Annotated in this window: 11 protein-coding genes; 3 read left to right on the top strand and 8 right to left on the bottom strand. The window is 72.6% G+C overall.

What is annotated here, in order from left to right:
- Nucleotides 1–73 precede the first annotated feature (73 nt).
- On the top strand, nt 74–631 hold the full coding sequence (locus IG64_RS06325) for a GtrA family protein (RefSeq protein WP_051812423.1): 558 nt from the start codon (nt 74–76) through the stop codon (nt 629–631).
- Nucleotides 632–956: 325 nt separating this feature from the next.
- Here IG64_RS06325 and IG64_RS06320 read toward each other — a convergent pair whose 3' ends face one another.
- A complete protein-coding gene (locus tag IG64_RS06320; protein WP_037852903.1) occupies nt 957–2228 on the bottom strand; it encodes an ATP-binding protein in 1272 nt (423 codons plus the stop codon).
- A 49-nt stretch (nt 2229–2277) separates the two neighbouring features.
- The gene (locus tag IG64_RS06315) at nt 2278–2955 is read right to left on the bottom strand and encodes a response regulator transcription factor (protein WP_018566970.1); all 678 of its coding nucleotides are present in this window, start codon (nt 2953–2955) and stop codon (nt 2278–2280) included.
- Between the two features lie 550 nt (nt 2956–3505).
- On the opposite strand from IG64_RS06315, the gene IG64_RS06310 reads away from it, so the two are divergent.
- Complete coding sequence (locus IG64_RS06310; RefSeq protein WP_037852901.1) at nt 3506–5002, top strand: oligopeptide:H+ symporter; 1497 nt, start codon at nt 3506–3508, stop codon at nt 5000–5002.
- Between the two features lie 416 nt (nt 5003–5418).
- On the opposite strand, the gene IG64_RS06305 is transcribed toward IG64_RS06310, so the two are convergent.
- Nucleotides 5419–5970: an ATP-binding protein gene (locus IG64_RS06305; RefSeq protein ID WP_037852898.1), complete on the bottom strand. Its 552-nt coding sequence runs from the start codon at nt 5968–5970 to the stop codon at nt 5419–5421.
- Between the two features lie 266 nt (nt 5971–6236).
- Complete coding sequence (locus IG64_RS06300; protein ID WP_037852897.1) at nt 6237–6677, bottom strand: STAS domain-containing protein; 441 nt, start codon at nt 6675–6677, stop codon at nt 6237–6239.
- A 240-nt stretch (nt 6678–6917) separates the two neighbouring features.
- On the opposite strand from IG64_RS06300, the gene IG64_RS06295 reads away from it, so the two are divergent.
- The gene (locus IG64_RS06295) at nt 6918–7880 is read left to right on the top strand and encodes an RNA polymerase sigma factor SigF (protein WP_037852895.1); all 963 of its coding nucleotides are present in this window, start codon (nt 6918–6920) and stop codon (nt 7878–7880) included.
- A 40-nt stretch (nt 7881–7920) separates the two neighbouring features.
- On the opposite strand, the gene hutI is transcribed toward IG64_RS06295, so the two are convergent.
- The 4 genes from hutI to hutU form a co-directional block, all read right to left on the bottom strand.
- Complete coding sequence (hutI, locus tag IG64_RS06290) at nt 7921–9126, bottom strand: imidazolonepropionase (protein WP_037852893.1); 1206 nt, start codon at nt 9124–9126, stop codon at nt 7921–7923.
- A gap of 26 nt (nt 9127–9152) precedes the next feature.
- Nucleotides 9153–10502 (bottom strand): formimidoylglutamate deiminase, encoded by a 1350-nt coding sequence (locus IG64_RS06285; protein ID WP_037852891.1) that lies wholly within the window; start codon nt 10500–10502, stop codon nt 9153–9155.
- Entirely contained in the window at nt 10499–11701 is a 1203-nt protein-coding gene (locus tag IG64_RS06280; RefSeq protein ID WP_234438410.1) for an allantoate amidohydrolase, read from the bottom strand. Before IG64_RS06280 ends, IG64_RS06285 begins: the two co-directional genes overlap by 4 nt.
- Before the next feature lie 170 nt (nt 11702–11871).
- Nucleotides 11872–13536, bottom strand: a complete 1665-nt coding sequence (gene hutU / locus IG64_RS06275) for a urocanate hydratase (RefSeq protein WP_037852889.1) — start codon at nt 13534–13536, stop codon at nt 11872–11874.
- Between the last annotated feature and the right edge of the window lie 136 nt (nt 13537–13672).

Genomic DNA, 13672 nt, shown 5'->3' with positions numbered 1-13672 from the left:
CGGGCGGCACCCGCCCGCGCTGGATAGCATGGGCGGGCTGACGACACCGACCCGGACGGGGGCCTGCACGACCATGGGACGTGGTTCCTCGGGGCACCGATCGGCGCCACCGGCGCCCCCGAACCCGCTGCTGGGGCGCGTCGGACGGCTGTGGCGGGAGGTCGCCAAGTTCGGCGCGGTGGGCGGGGCGGGGCTGCTGGTCAACCTGCTCGTGTTCAACCTGGTGCGGCACACGACCGGCCTCCAGGTGGTGCGGGCGAGTGTCATCGCCACCATCGTGTCGATCGTCTTCAACTACATCGGCTTCCGCTACTTCACCTACCGGGACCGCGACAAGGGCGGGCGCACCAAGGAACTGACCCTGTTCCTGCTGTTCAGCGCGATCGGCCTGGTGATCGAGAACGGCGTCCTCTACCTGGCCACGTACGGCTTCGGCTGGGACAGCCCGCTGCAGAGCAACGTCTTCAAGTTCCTCGGCATCGGCATCGCGACCCTGTTCCGCTTCTGGTCGTACCGCTCGTGGGTCTTCCGCGCCCTGCCGGCGGCCGGTGAGGCGGCCCCGCGCACGAGCCGGACGCAGGCGGGTCACCGGGCGGAGACGAAGAAGACCCGCACCGACGCCTTCCGCTGAGCCCGACCGCCGCCCTCCGCTGAGCCCGACCGCCGCCCTCCGCTGAGCCCGACCGCCGCCTTCCGCTGAGTCCGACCGCCTCGACACGGCCGACGGCAGGCCGCGCGGGCCGCCGCCGCGCCGGGCGCCGCCGCCGCTCCGGGGGCGCGTCAGGTCCCTGGCGTCACCTGCCCGTCGCCGCCCGGAGGGCGGCCCCGCGGCGTCCGGTGCGTGCTCCCGGCGTGCCGGGCGGAAGTCGACGTACTGGGGCGTACTCGGGCTCCCTCCGGTGCGGCGAGAGGGCGTGCCAGGCCTCGCGGGGCAGCCGGGAACGTGACGACAGGGCCTAGCGCACCGTCGGCTCGTCCTCCGCCGACCTCTTCGGCGGGGGCGTGCGGGAGAGGAACAGGCCGAAGACCGGGGGCTGGGCCTGGAGCAGTTCGAGGCGGCCGCCGTCGGCCTCGGCCAGGTCACGGGCGACGGCGAGACCGATGCCGGTGGAGTTGCGGCCGCTGATGGTGCGCTCGAAGATGCGGGCGCCCAGGTCGGCGGGGACGCCGGGGCCCTCGTCGGTGACCTCGACGACCGCCTGGTTGCCGGTCACGCGGGTGCGCAGCGCCACCGTGCCGCCGCCGTGCATGAGGGAGTTCTCGATCAGTGCCGCCAGCACCTGCGCGACCGCGCCCGGCGTGCCCACGGCCCGCAGGTGCCGTTTGCCGGAGCTGACGATCGCCCGGCCCGCGCTGCGGTAGGCGGGACGCCACTCGGCGATCTGCTGCTGGATGACCTCGTCCAGGTCGAAGGAGACGGCGGAGCCGGTGCGCGGGTCGCGGGAGTTCGTCAGCAGCCGCTCCACCACGTCCGTCAGCCGCTCGACCTGGGTCAGCGCGACGTTCGCCTCCTCCTTCACCGTGTCCGGGTCGTCGGTGAGGGTGATCTCCTCCAGCCGCATGGACAGCGCGGTCAGCGGGGTGCGCAGCTGGTGGGAGGCGTCGGCGGCCAGGCGCCGCTCGGCGGTCAGCATCCGGGCGATGCGTTCGGCGGAGCCGTCCAGCACATCGGCCACCCGGTCCAGCTCGGGGACGCCGTAGCGCTTGTGCCGGGGCCGCGGATCACCGGAGCCGAGCCGCTCCGCGGTCTCCGCGAGGTCGGTCAGCGGGGAGGCGAGCCGGTTGGCCTGGCGGATGGCGAGCAGCACCGCGGCCACCACCGCGAGCAGCGCCACCAGCCCGATGATCAGCAGTGTCCGGCCGACCTCGCGGGTGACGGAGGAACGCGGCTCCTCCATCCGCACGGTCTCGCCCTGCTCGCCCGTGGCGGTGGAGTGGATGACGTCACCGGAGGGCTTGGTCCCGACCTCGATCGGCGGGTGCCCGGGGAGGCCGATCACCGCGTACTGGCCCGCGGCCACCTGTTCGGCCAGGATCCCGGCGTTGACGGTCTCGTCCCCGAGCAGTCTGCTGTCGACGATGCTGGCCAGCCGCAGCGCCTCGGAGTCGACCCGCTCCTGCGCGCTGTTGCTGATCGTGCGGGTCTCCACGATCACCAGGGAGACGCCGAAGACGGCGATCACGACGAGCACCACGGCGAGCGTGGACTGGATCAGTCGGCGGCGCATGACCTCTTACCTGACGGTGCCCGGACCCGGGGGGACCCGCACGGCGGACTCAGCTCTTCTCGAAGCGGAAGCCCACGCCCCGCACGGTGGCGATGTAGCGGGGGTTGGCCGCGTCGTCGCCGAGCTTCTTGCGCAGCCAGGAGATGTGCATGTCGAGGGTCTTGGTCGACGACCACCAGGTGGTGTCCCAGACCTCGCGCATCAGCTGGTCGCGGGTGACGACCCGGCCCGCGTCCCGCACCAGCACCCGCAGCAGGTCGAACTCCTTGGCGGTGAGCTGGAGTTCCTCGTCACCCATCCAGGCGCGGTGCGACTCCACGTCGATGCGCACGCCGTGGGTGGCGGGCGGCTGCTGCGGCTCGGCGGCGCCGCGGCGCAGCAGGGCCCGGACCCGGGCGAGGAGTTCGGCGAGCCGGAACGGCTTGGTGACGTAGTCGTCGGCGCCCGCGTCCAGGCCGACGACCGTGTCGACCTCGTCGGCGCGCGCGGTCAGGATCAGGATGGGCACGGTGTGGCCCTCGGCGCGCAGCCGGCGGGCGACCTCCAGGCCGTCCATGCCGGGCAGACCGAGGTCCAGCACGACCAGGTCGACACCGCCCTGCATTCCGGCGTCGAGCGCGGTGGGTCCGTCCTCACGCACCTCGACCTCGTAACCTTCCCGGCGCAGTGCGCGGGCCAGCGGCTCCGAGATGGACGCGTCGTCCTCGGCGAGCAGTACACGGGTCATGGGGTGATGGTAGTCCGCCCGTGGCGCGCGCTGGGGTGGCCCGCGGTGTGATCGACGTCCGGTGCTCTTACCTTCCGGGGCTATGGTCGCGGCCGCCCCCGCGTCATGGTCACGGACCTTTCACCTCGTCCGTGCCAGGCCGCTGACCTGGGACGCCATCCTTGGAAAAACTTCCAAGAGGACCCGCGCGGTTCCCTCATCGCCTGTGATCCCTGTCTCAAGTCCTTCCATATCCGGCACTGTCCTGCCGTATGGTGAGTTGAACGCCTGTAGCACGCAGCGGACCTTTGGCGCTCGTTCGACGCTGAGGGTCCCTTTTGCGTGCGGGCCGGTTCTCCCCGGCCTCGAAAGGAACGACCTAGGGCCGGGCCTCACCGGACGCATCGTCGCGTCGCGAGGCGTGGATCCCGGTGGCCGCCGTCCCTCTCCCCGCGATCCGGGGCGAACTCCCCCGGGCGTGGGGTGGACGACAGGCCTGCCGGTGCCGGCCAGCCCCCCACCGGGCGCGTACCGGCTCGCCGCGACGCGTCCCGACCAGCAAGGAACGACCATGGCGTCCAGCCTGACGAAGGACTCGGTCCGCCCGGGAACCCCCGGTTCCGAGAAAACCTTCCTCGGCCACCCCCGCGGCCTGGCCACTCTCTTCATGACCGAGATGTGGGAGCGTTTCTCCTACTACGGCATGAAGGCCCTGCTCCCGCTGTACCTGGTGGCACCGGGCGGCCTGCACATGAACGCGGCCACCGCGACCGCGATCTACTCGGTCTACCTGTCCCTGGTGTACCTGCTCGCGATGCCGGGCGGCTGGGTCGCCGACCGGATCCTCGGCCCCCGCAGGACCGTCGCGGTGGCCGGCGCCGTCATCATGCTGGGACACGTGACCCTGGCGCTGCCCTTCAGCGGCACCTTCTTCGCCGGACTCGGTCTCGTCGCCATCGGTTCGGGCCTGCTGAAGTCCAACATCTCCACGATGGTCGGCCACCTCTACAAGGGCGCCGACGACCCGCGCCGCGACGGTGGTTTCACGCTCTTCTACATCGGCATCAACCTGGGCGCCTTCTTCGCCCCGCTGTCGATCGGCACCATCGGCGAGAAGGTCAACTGGCACTTCGGCTTCGCGCTCGCCGCGCTCGGCATGGCGCTGGGCCTGGCCCAGTTCCTGCTCGGCTCACGCCACCTCAGCTCCCGCTCGGACATCGTCCCCACGCCGATGACCGCCGAGGAGAAGAGGTCCACGCTGACCAAGGCAGCCGTGTGGGCGGCCGTCGCGGTCGTCTTCTACGCGATCGTCGGCTTCTCGGGGGTCTACACCCTGAACTGGCTGATGGTCCCGCTCACGCTCGCCGGCGTGATCATCCCCGTCCTGGTCATCGCCCGCATCAAGCGGGACAAGGAACTGGACCGGGCCGAGCAGTCGAAGATGAGCGCGTACATCTGGTTCTTCGTCGCCGCGGCCGTCTTCTGGATGATCTACGACCAGGGCGGCTCGACCGTGTCGCTGTTCGCCGAGAAGTCGGCCGAGAACAGCGTCCTCGGCTGGCAGTTCCCGGTCTCCTGGTACCAGTCGGTCAACCCGGTCATGATCATGGCGCTGGCGCCGGTCTTCGCCTGGGCGTGGCTGGCGCTGGCCCGGCGGGGCAAGGAGCCGAGCACCGCGGTCAAGTTCTCCATGGGCCTCGTGCTGATCGGCGCGTCCTTCTTCCTCTTCCTCGCCCCGCTGGGCATCGCCGACGGCGGGCACAAGGCGGCGGCGCTGTGGCTGGTGGCGATCTACTTCGTCCAGACCGTCGGTGAGCTGACCCTCTCCCCGGTCGGCCTGTCGGTCACCACCAAGATGGCGCCCGCCAAGTACGCCTCGCAGATGATGGGCGTCTGGTTCCTGGCCGTCAGCGCCGGTGACGCCACGACCGGTCTGCTCTCCATCGCCAACGTCAACCTCGACAAGACGGGCATCGTCGCGCTGGAGGCCGCCCTCGCGGTCGTCGCCGGATTCGCGGTGTGGATGTACCGCAAGCGGGTCAAGGAACTCATGGGCGACGTGCGCTGACACCGGCCCGCCTGGTTCACCGAGAGCCGCCGCATCCGCAGGGGTGCGGCGGCTCTCGCGGTTTCCGCGGTCGGTGTACGCGTGGGGGTACGCGTGCGGAGGTCCGCGTACGCGGGGTTCGCGTGCGGGGGTTGCCGTACACGGGACCGGGGGTGCCGCAGCGGCGGGGCGAGAGCGGGGGCGGAGGGGCGGCGGCGGCCCCAGGGCGTGCCGGGTGACCGGGCGATGGCAGGCGGGGTCGTACGGCGGTCGGGGGCGGGGCACCACGGACGGCGCGCGGCCCCGGGTGCAGGCCCCGCGCGAACCCCCGGGGGGTTCGCGCGGGCGGGTGGCCGACGAGGACGGCCGGGGCGAGGGCACGGTCCCCGGCCGGCGCCGCCGCGTCCGCCACGCAGCGGCCAGGTCCCGTCCTGGACCTACGCCGGTGCGCCCAGCTCCGCCCACACCTTCTTGCCCGCCGTGCCCGGGACGCGGATCACGCCCCAGTCCAGGCACAGGCGCTGGACGATGAACATGCCGTGGCCGCCGGGGCGGCCGGCACGGTGCGGGGTGCGCGGCGCGGGCTGGCCCGAGCCGCGGTCCGACACCTCGATGTGGATCACCTTGTTGTCGCAGGTGATCTCCAGCCGTTCCGGACCCTCGGCGTGCAGGCAGGCGTTGGTGACCAGTTCGGAGACGACGAGGAGCACGTCCTCGGCGGCGGCGCGCCGGTCGGCGGTCGCGGCGGGCAGCCACCCCCACGCGTACAGCGCCTGACGGGCGAAGTCACGGGCCAGCGGTACGACGCCGCTCGCGCCGTCGAAGCTCAGTCTGCGGACCTGGCGGCCCCCCGACGGGGTCGCCGGCACGGCCGTCGCACCCCCTGCTGCGGAGGCGTCGTCGGCCGGCACGTCCCCCTCGGACGCCCCGGAAGCGCCGCTGGGCTCCGGGCCACGGTCGCCCGGCGAACAAGGCCGGGTGGTGCTCATCAGCGCTTCACCTCACCGATTCACCAGTTCACGATTCAAAAGTCACCACGTTCGTACAGGGCCGGTACGCCACCGGTCGATCCGTTCCAGGATGCTCCTGCCCGACCGACCCCCCGGAACACCACCTGTTTTGCGGCGCCCGGCGCCGATCCGGCCCGGCCGGCCGTCCGGACGGGTTCCGGGCGGCGTCCAGCGAAGCCGCGCGGAAGGAGCCGGAAGGAGCAAGGAGCACGGAAGGGGACACGCTGACGGCACCGCCGTCGGTTTCAGCCGGTTCCGCCGACCGGTCCGGCCGCGTCGGCCCCGCCGGCCGCGTCCGTCCCGGCGACCGGGCCGGTGTCGTCGGCCAGGGCATCCTCCAGCGTGTCGTGCACGGTGAAGACCGCGTCCGCCCCTGTGATCTCGAACACCCGCGCCACCACCGGCAGCATCCCCGCCAGGTGCACACCTCCCCCGGCCGCCTCCGCCTTCAGGCGCGCCCCCAGCAGCACGTTCAGCCCGGTGGAGTCGCAGAACTCCAGCCGGGAGCAGTCCACCACCAGGCGCGAGCGACCCTTGTCGACGCACTCCTCGAGCGGCTCACGCAGCAGGTCCGCCGTGTGGTGGTCCAGTTCGCCCGCCGGTGTCACCACGGCGCTGGAGCCCTCTTGCCGCACTTCCACCAGAAGCCGGCCCGACTGTGCACTGCCGACCGTCCCGCGGTCCATGCCGTCTCTCACTCCCGGAGTCTTGGCTGCTGACTGACGCCCTCGAACACTACGCCTTCCCTGACCGCTCCGACACCCGAACAACCGCACACAAACGGACATATGTCCACAGAACGCACTTGCGGTCGTGTCGGGAAAGCGGGTAGGGCTAGTAGGGACACGTACACCGACACGGCCGGCTTTGGAGGCGCCGCACACCGCAGTGCACGAACTGGCTTCGGCAGCCATATGCCGAGAACGATGGAGGACATCATGTCACCCCGGCTCGACGCCTCGCATACCCAGACGGCGACGTCGACACTCCCTCCGGACCGCCTCGATCCCATCGACCCTGACGACGGCGTACGCGCCGGGCGGAGCGGCCTCGCCGCCGCACCGGCAGGAGAGCCGCCCGCCGCACTGGCCGGGCTCCCTGACATCCCCCCGTACGACGAAGTGGCCCCGGACGACGCACGGGCCCTGTCCAAGACCCTCTTCGAGCGGCTGGAGTCCCTCGAGGAAGGCACGCACGCGTACGCGTACGTCCGCAACACCCTCGTCGAACTCAACCTGGCGCTGGTCAAGTTCGCCGCCTCCCGCTTCCGCTCCCGCAGCGAGCCGATGGAGGACATCATCCAGGTCGGCACCATCGGCCTGATCAAGGCGATCGACCGCTTCGAACTCTCCCGCGGCGTCGAGTTCCCCACCTTCGCGATGCCCACCATCATCGGTGAGATCAAGCGTTTCTTCCGGGACACCTCGTGGTCCGTGCGCGTGCCGCGCCGGCTGCAGGAGCTGCGGCTCGACCTGGCCAAGGCCGGTGACGAACTGGCCCAGCGCCTGGACCGCGCCCCCACGGTGGCGGAGCTGGCCCACCACCTCGGGCTGACCGAGGACGAGGTGGTGGAGGGCATGGCCGCGTCCAACGCCTACACCGCCTCGTCGCTGGACGCGCAGCCGGACGACGACGACTCCGAGGGAACCCTCGCCGACCGCATCGGCTACGAGGACCACGGGATCGAGGGCATCGAGTACGTCGAGTCGCTGAAGCCGCTGATCGCCGAACTGCCCGCGCGGGACCGGAAGATCCTCTCGCTGCGGTTCGTCGCCAACATGACCCAGTCGGAGATCGGCGACGAGCTGGGCATCTCCCAGATGCACGTCTCACGGCTGCTGTCGCGGACGCTGGTACGGCTGCGCAAGGCGCTGACGGTCGAGGAGTGACCGCCGGTCCGGCCCCCCGGGCGGGGGGCCGGTTCCCTGCTCAGACCTCGCGCACGCCGCGCCGCCACACCTGGCTCACCAGGGGCACGCCCGGACGGTAGGCCAGGTGGACGTGGCTCGGGGCGTCCAGGACGAGCAGGTCGGCGCGGGCACCGGGCGCGAGGCGGCCGACGTCGGTGCGGCGCAGGGCCGCCGCCCCGCCCGCCGTCGCCGACCACACCGCCTCGTCCGGCGTCATGCCCATGTCCCGTACGGCGAGCGCGATGCAGAACGGCACCGACGAGGTGTACGACGAGCCCGGGTTGCAGTCGGTGGACAGGGCGACCGTGGCCCCCGCGTCCAGCAGACGGCGGGCGTCGGGCCACTGGGCGCGGGTGGAGAACTCGGCGCCGGGCAGCAGCGTGGCGACGGTGTCGCTGTGCGCCAGGGCGTCGACGTCCGCGTCCGTCAGGTGGGTGCAGTGGTCGGCGCTGGCCGCGTCCAGCTCCACGGCGAGCTGCACACCGGGGCCGTAGGACAGCTGGTTGGCGTGGATGCGCGGGTGCAGTCCCTTCGCCCGGCCGGCGGTGAGGATCGCACGGGCCTGGTCGCCGTCGAAGGCGCCCTTCTCGCAGAAGACGTCGATCCAGCGGGCGTGCGGCGCGCAGGCCTCCAGCATCTCGCCGGTGACCAGTTCCACGTAGGCCGCCGGGTCCTCGGCGTAGTCCGGCGGGACGATGTGGGCGCCGAGGTAGGTGACCTCGTCGGTGTGCGCGGCGGCGATGCGCAGGGCGCGGGACTCGTCGGCGACGGTCAGACCGTAGCCGGACTTCGTCTCGAACGTGGTCGTGCCCTGCCGCAGGGCCTCGGCGAGATGACGGGTGAGGTTGGCCTCCAGTTCCCCGTCGCCGGCGGCTCGGGTGGCGGCGACCGTGGTGCGGATGCCGCCGGCGCTGTAGGCCCGGCCGGACATCCGGGCGTTGAACTCCTCGGTGCGGTCGCCCGCGAAGACCAGGTGGGAGTGGGAGTCCACGAAGCCCGGCAGCACCGCCCGGCCGCCCGCGTCGACCCGGTTGTCAGTGGCGGGTGCTTTGCTTGATTCACCGGTCCACGCGATGCGGTCGCCCTCGATGACGACGGCCGCGTCCCGGACCAGGCCGAGGGGGGACGGCGTGTCACCGAGGGAGGGGTCGTTGGTGACCAGTGTGGCGATGTTGGTGATGACGGTGCTGGTGCCGGTGCTGCTGCCGGCGTTCCTGCTGCTCATGGTGTCCTCGGGGATGACGGTGGGGTTCAGCCGCGCAGGGCTTCGACCGCGGCGGCCAGCTCTGACGGCACGTCGGGGACCAGGGCGTGCGCCCCGTCGCGTACGACATGGCGCCCGCCCACGACCGTATGGCGCACGTCCGCCGCGCTCGCGGCGAATACGGCCGTCTCGGCGCCCAGCCGCGGCAGCGGCCCCGCTGTCCTGACCGAGTCCAGCGCGATCGTCGTGAAGTCGGCGAGGGCGCCTGCGGTGAGGCTGCCCGCGTCCTCCCAGCCGAGGGCTGCGTGACCGTCCCCGGTGGCTGCGCGCAGCAGGGCGGCGGCCGTCCAGTGGCCGCGGGTGCGGCTGCGCAGGCGCTCGTTCAGCTCCATCGCGCGGGCCTCTTCGAACAGGTCGATGACGGCGTGGCTGTCGGAGCCGAGGCTGAGCGGGGAGCCGGCGCGCTGGAGGGCGGGCGCCGGGCCGATGCCGTCGGCGAGGTCCCGTTCGGTGGTCGGGCACATGCAGGTGCCGGTGCCGGTGGTGCCGAGCAGGGCGATGTCGTCCTCGGTGAGGTGGGTGTTGTGCACGCCGGTGGTGCGCGGGCCGAGGACGCCGTGGTCGGCCAGCAGCCGGGTGGGGGTGCACCCGTGGGCGTGCAGGCAGGCGTCGTTCTCCGCGGTCTGCTCGGAGAGGTGGACGTGGAGCGGGGCCCGCCGCTCCCCGGCCCAGCGCGCCACCGTGGCCAGTTCCCGCGCGGGCACCGCCCGCACCGAGTGGACGGCGGCACCGATCCGCGCGTGATCCCGTTCCTTGAGAACTGAACAGCGTTCGGCCCAGGCCTCGGCCGTCCCGTCGGAGAAGCGGGCCTGGTGCCCGTCGGGCGGCTGCCCGAAGCCGGCGGAGAGATAGCAGGTGTCGAGGAGGGTGATGCGGATGCCGGCTTCGGCGGCGGCCTCGACCAGGGCCTCGCCCATCGCGTTCGGGTCGGCGTAGCGGGCGCCGCCCGGGGCGTGGTGGACGTAGTGGAACTCGCCGACGGCGGTGATCCCCGCGAGCGCCATCTCGGCGTACACCGCGCGGGCCAGGGCCCGGTAGGTGTCCGGGGTGAGCCGGTCGGCGGTGGCGTACATGACCTCGCGCCAGGTCCAGAAGGTGCCGGAGCCGACCTGGACGGTGCCGCGCAGGGCCCGGTGGAAGGCGTGGCTGTGCGCGTTGGCCAGGCCGGGGAGCGTGAGGCCGCGCAGGGGTTCGGCGCCCGGCGGCGGGGCGGCGACCCCCGTGCGGACGGCCGCGATGCGGCCGTCGCGCACGTCGAGCGCCACGTCCGGCTCGACGTGCGTGCCGAGCCAGGCGTGCTCCAGCCAGTACGTCCGTGTCCGCTCGGTGGTGGTCACGTGCAGGCCAGTCCTTCCAGTACGTCGGCGAGGGCGCGCACCCCGGCCACGCAGTCGTCCTCGGCGGCGAACTCGGCCGGGGAGTGCGAGACACCGGTGGGGTTGCGCACGAACAGCATGGCGGTCGGGATGCTCGCGGACAGGATTCCGGCGTCGTGTCCGGCCCCCGTGCCGAGGACGGGCACCTTCAGGCCGGTGCGGTGGCCCAGGATGCGGGCGAGTTCGTCGCGCAGGGCGTGGTCGAACTCGACGACGGGCGTGAAGGACTCGCGGACCACGTCGAGGTCGATGCCGTGCGCCGCCGCGTACGCGCGGGCCGCCTTCTCCACACCGGTGACCACCGTGTCCAGGGTGGCCTGGTCGGCGGCGCGGGAGTCGAGCCAGCCGCGCACCAGGGACGGGATCGCGTTGACGCCGTTCGGCTCCACGGAGATCTTGCCGAAGGTGGCCACCGCACCGGCTAGTTCCGCCTCGCGGCGGGCGGCGAGCACCGTCTCGGCGTAGGACAGCATCGGGTCGCGCCGGTCGGCCAGCCGGGTGGTGCCGGCGTGGTTGGCCTCGCCGCGGAAGTCGAACCGCCACCGCCCGTGCGGCCAGATCGCGCTGGCCACGCCGACCGGGTCGCCGGTCAGGTCCAGGGATCGGCCCTGTTCGACGTGGAGTTCGACGAAGGCGCCGATGCGGGAGAGGCGTTCCGGGTCCGGGCCGATGGCGTCCGGGTCGTAGCCGGCGGCCTCCATGGCGCGGGGCAGGGTGGTCCCGTCGCCGTCGGTGAGCCGGTGCGCCTGCTCGACGGTGAGCTGCCCCGCGGTCAGCCGCGAGCCGACACAGGCGAGCCCGAACCGGGCACCCTCCTCGTCGCCGAAGTTGACGAGGGCCAGCGGCTTGCCGAACCGGGCTCCCCGGCGGCGCAGTTCGTCGAGCGCGGCGAACGCCGACACGACGCCGAGGGGCCCGTCGAAGGCCCCGCCGTCGGGTACGGAGTCCAGGTGCGACCCGGCCACGACGGCGTCCCCGGCGGCCGGGTCACCGAGCCAGGCCCACTGGTTCCCGTTGCGGTCCACCTCGTAGGCCAGTCCGCGCGCACGGGCCTGCTCCTCGAACCAGGCCCGGCACTCGGTGTCGGCCCCGGTCCAGGCGAAGCGCCGGTAGCCGCCGGATCCTGCGTGCCGTCCGATGGGGGCGAGGTCGCGCCACATCTCGTGGAAGGAGGCGCCCGCGCGCCCTCCGCGCCGTGCGGAGTCGTTCCGCGCCGCGCCGGGGGCCCCCACCGGGCCGGCGGGGAGGGCGGGCGCGGCCGGACCCGCGCCCGGGGGCCGGGTGCCGTGTCCCGCCGGCCGGTCGCCCTCGCGCCCGCCGTCCCGCACGGTCACGCGCCCTCACCCTCACGCATCGGCACGCGCACGCCGCGCTCGTCGGCGACGGAGTCGGCGATGTCGTACCCGGCGTCCACGTGCCGGATGACGCCCATGCCGGGGTCGTTGGTGAGGACGCGGCGGATCTTCTCCCCCGCGAGCTTCGTGCCGTCGGCGACCGTCACCTGGCCGGCGTGGATCGAGCGGCCCATGCCGACACCGCCGCCGTGGTGGATGGACACCCAGGAGGCGCCGGAGGCCACGTTGACCATGGCGTTCAGCAGCGGCCAGTCGGCGATGGCGTCGGAGCCGTCGAGCATGGCCTCGGTCTCGCGGTACGGGGAGGCGACGGAGCCGCAGTCGAGGTGGTCGCGGCCGATGACGATCGGCGCGGCCAGCTCACCGCTCGCGACCATGTCGTTGAAGCGCTCGCCGGCCTTGTCGCGCTCGCCGTAGCCGAGCCAGCAGATACGGGCGGGCAGGCCCTGGAAGTGGACGCGTTCGCCGGCCATCTTGATCCACCGGGCCAGGGACTCGTTCTCCGGGAAGAGGTCCAGGATCGCCTTGTCGGTCTTGGCGATGTCGGCGGGGTCGCCGGACAGGGCGGCCCAGCGGAAGGGGCCCTTGCCCTCGCAGAACAGCGGGCGGATGTAGGCGGGGACGAAGCCGGGGAATGCGAACGCCCGCTCGTACCCGGCCAGTTGGGCCTCACCGCGGATGGAGTTGCCGTAGTCGAAGACCTCGGCCCCGGCGTCCTGGAAGCCGACCATGGCCTCGACGTGCCTGGCCATCGACTCGCGGGCGCGGGTGGTGAAGCCGGCCGGGTCCTTGGCGGCGGCGTCGGCCATGTCCTCGAAGGCGACGCCGACGGGCAGGTAGGCCAGCGGGTCGTGGGCACTGGTCTGGTCGGTGACGATGTCGATGGGCGCGCTCATGGCGAGGAGCTGCGGGACCAGTTCGGCGGCGTTGCCGAGGACGCCGATGGACAGCGGCCTGCGCTGGTCGCGGGCCTCGGTGGCGAGCTGGAGGGCGTGCTCCAGGCTGTCGGCCCGTACGTCGAGGTAGCGGTGCTCGATGCGGCGGTCGATGGCGCGCGGGTCGCAGTCGATGCAGATGGCGACGCCGTCGTTCATCGTCACGGCGAGCGGCTGGGCGCCGCCCATGCCGCCGAGGCCGGCGGTGAGGGTGATGGTCCCGGCGAGCGTGCCGCCGAACTTCTTGGCGGCGACGGCGGCGAAGGTCTCGTAGGTGCCCTGGAGGATGCCCTGGGTACCGATGTAGATCCAGGAGCCGGCGGTCATCTGCCCGTACATGGTCAGGCCGAGGGCCTCCAGGCGGCGGAACTCCTCCCAGTTGGCCCAGTCGCCGACGAGGTTGGAGTTGGCGATCAGGACGCGCGGGGCCCACTCGTGGGTCTGCATGACGCCGACCGGGCGGCCGGACTGCACGAGCATGGTCTCGTCGGCCTTGAGGGTCTTCATGGTGCGGACCATGGCGTCGAAGGAGCGCCAGTCGCGGGCGGCCTTGCCGGTGCCGCCGTAGACGACGAGCTTGTCGGGGTGCTCGGCGACCTCGGGGTCGAGGTTGTTCTGCAGCATCCGCAGGGCGGCCTCCTGCTGCCATCCCAGGGCGCTCAGTTCCGTGCCGCGCGGTGCTCGAACGGGGCGGGGTCCTGACATGGTCTGCCTCCTGGCGGTTGCTCCCGAGGGATTGTTACGGCTTCTATTCACATCCTGAACCGTTGAATAGAACTAGTCAATACGTCGACGGGGCGACACGGAGGCGCCCTGCGGGAATCGGACGGGGCGCGGCGCG

The sequence above is a fragment of the Streptomyces sp. NRRL S-340 genome, assembly GCF_000720185.1.
Taxonomy (GTDB): Bacteria; Actinomycetota; Actinomycetes; order Streptomycetales; family Streptomycetaceae; genus Streptomyces.
Note: the sequence above shows the minus strand (reverse complement) of the source record. Positions and strands in the feature narration are given on the sequence as shown.

Excerpts from the sequence above, each read along its gene's own strand:
- IG64_RS06325 (WP_051812423.1), top strand. The coding sequence starts at position 74 with ATGGGACGTGGTTCCTCGGGGCACCGATCGGCGCCACCGGCGCCCCCG.
- IG64_RS06320 (WP_037852903.1), bottom strand. The coding sequence starts at position 2,228 with ATGCGCCGCCGACTGATCCAGTCCACGCTCGCCGTGGTGCTCGTCGTG.
- IG64_RS06315 (WP_018566970.1), bottom strand. The coding sequence starts at position 2,955 with ATGACCCGTGTACTGCTCGCCGAGGACGACGCGTCCATCTCGGAGCCG.
- IG64_RS06310 (WP_037852901.1), top strand. The coding sequence starts at position 3,506 with ATGGCGTCCAGCCTGACGAAGGACTCGGTCCGCCCGGGAACCCCCGGT.
- IG64_RS06305 (WP_037852898.1), bottom strand. The coding sequence starts at position 5,970 with ATGAGCACCACCCGGCCTTGTTCGCCGGGCGACCGTGGCCCGGAGCCC.
- IG64_RS06300 (WP_037852897.1), bottom strand. The coding sequence starts at position 6,677 with ATGGACCGCGGGACGGTCGGCAGTGCACAGTCGGGCCGGCTTCTGGTG.
- IG64_RS06295 (WP_037852895.1), top strand. The coding sequence starts at position 6,918 with ATGGAGGACATCATGTCACCCCGGCTCGACGCCTCGCATACCCAGACG.
- hutI (WP_037852893.1), bottom strand. The coding sequence starts at position 9,126 with ATGAGCAGCAGGAACGCCGGCAGCAGCACCGGCACCAGCACCGTCATC.
- IG64_RS06280 (WP_234438410.1), bottom strand. The coding sequence starts at position 11,701 with ATGTGGCGCGACCTCGCCCCCATCGGACGGCACGCAGGATCCGGCGGC.
- hutU (WP_037852889.1), bottom strand. The coding sequence starts at position 13,536 with ATGTCAGGACCCCGCCCCGTTCGAGCACCGCGCGGCACGGAACTGAGC.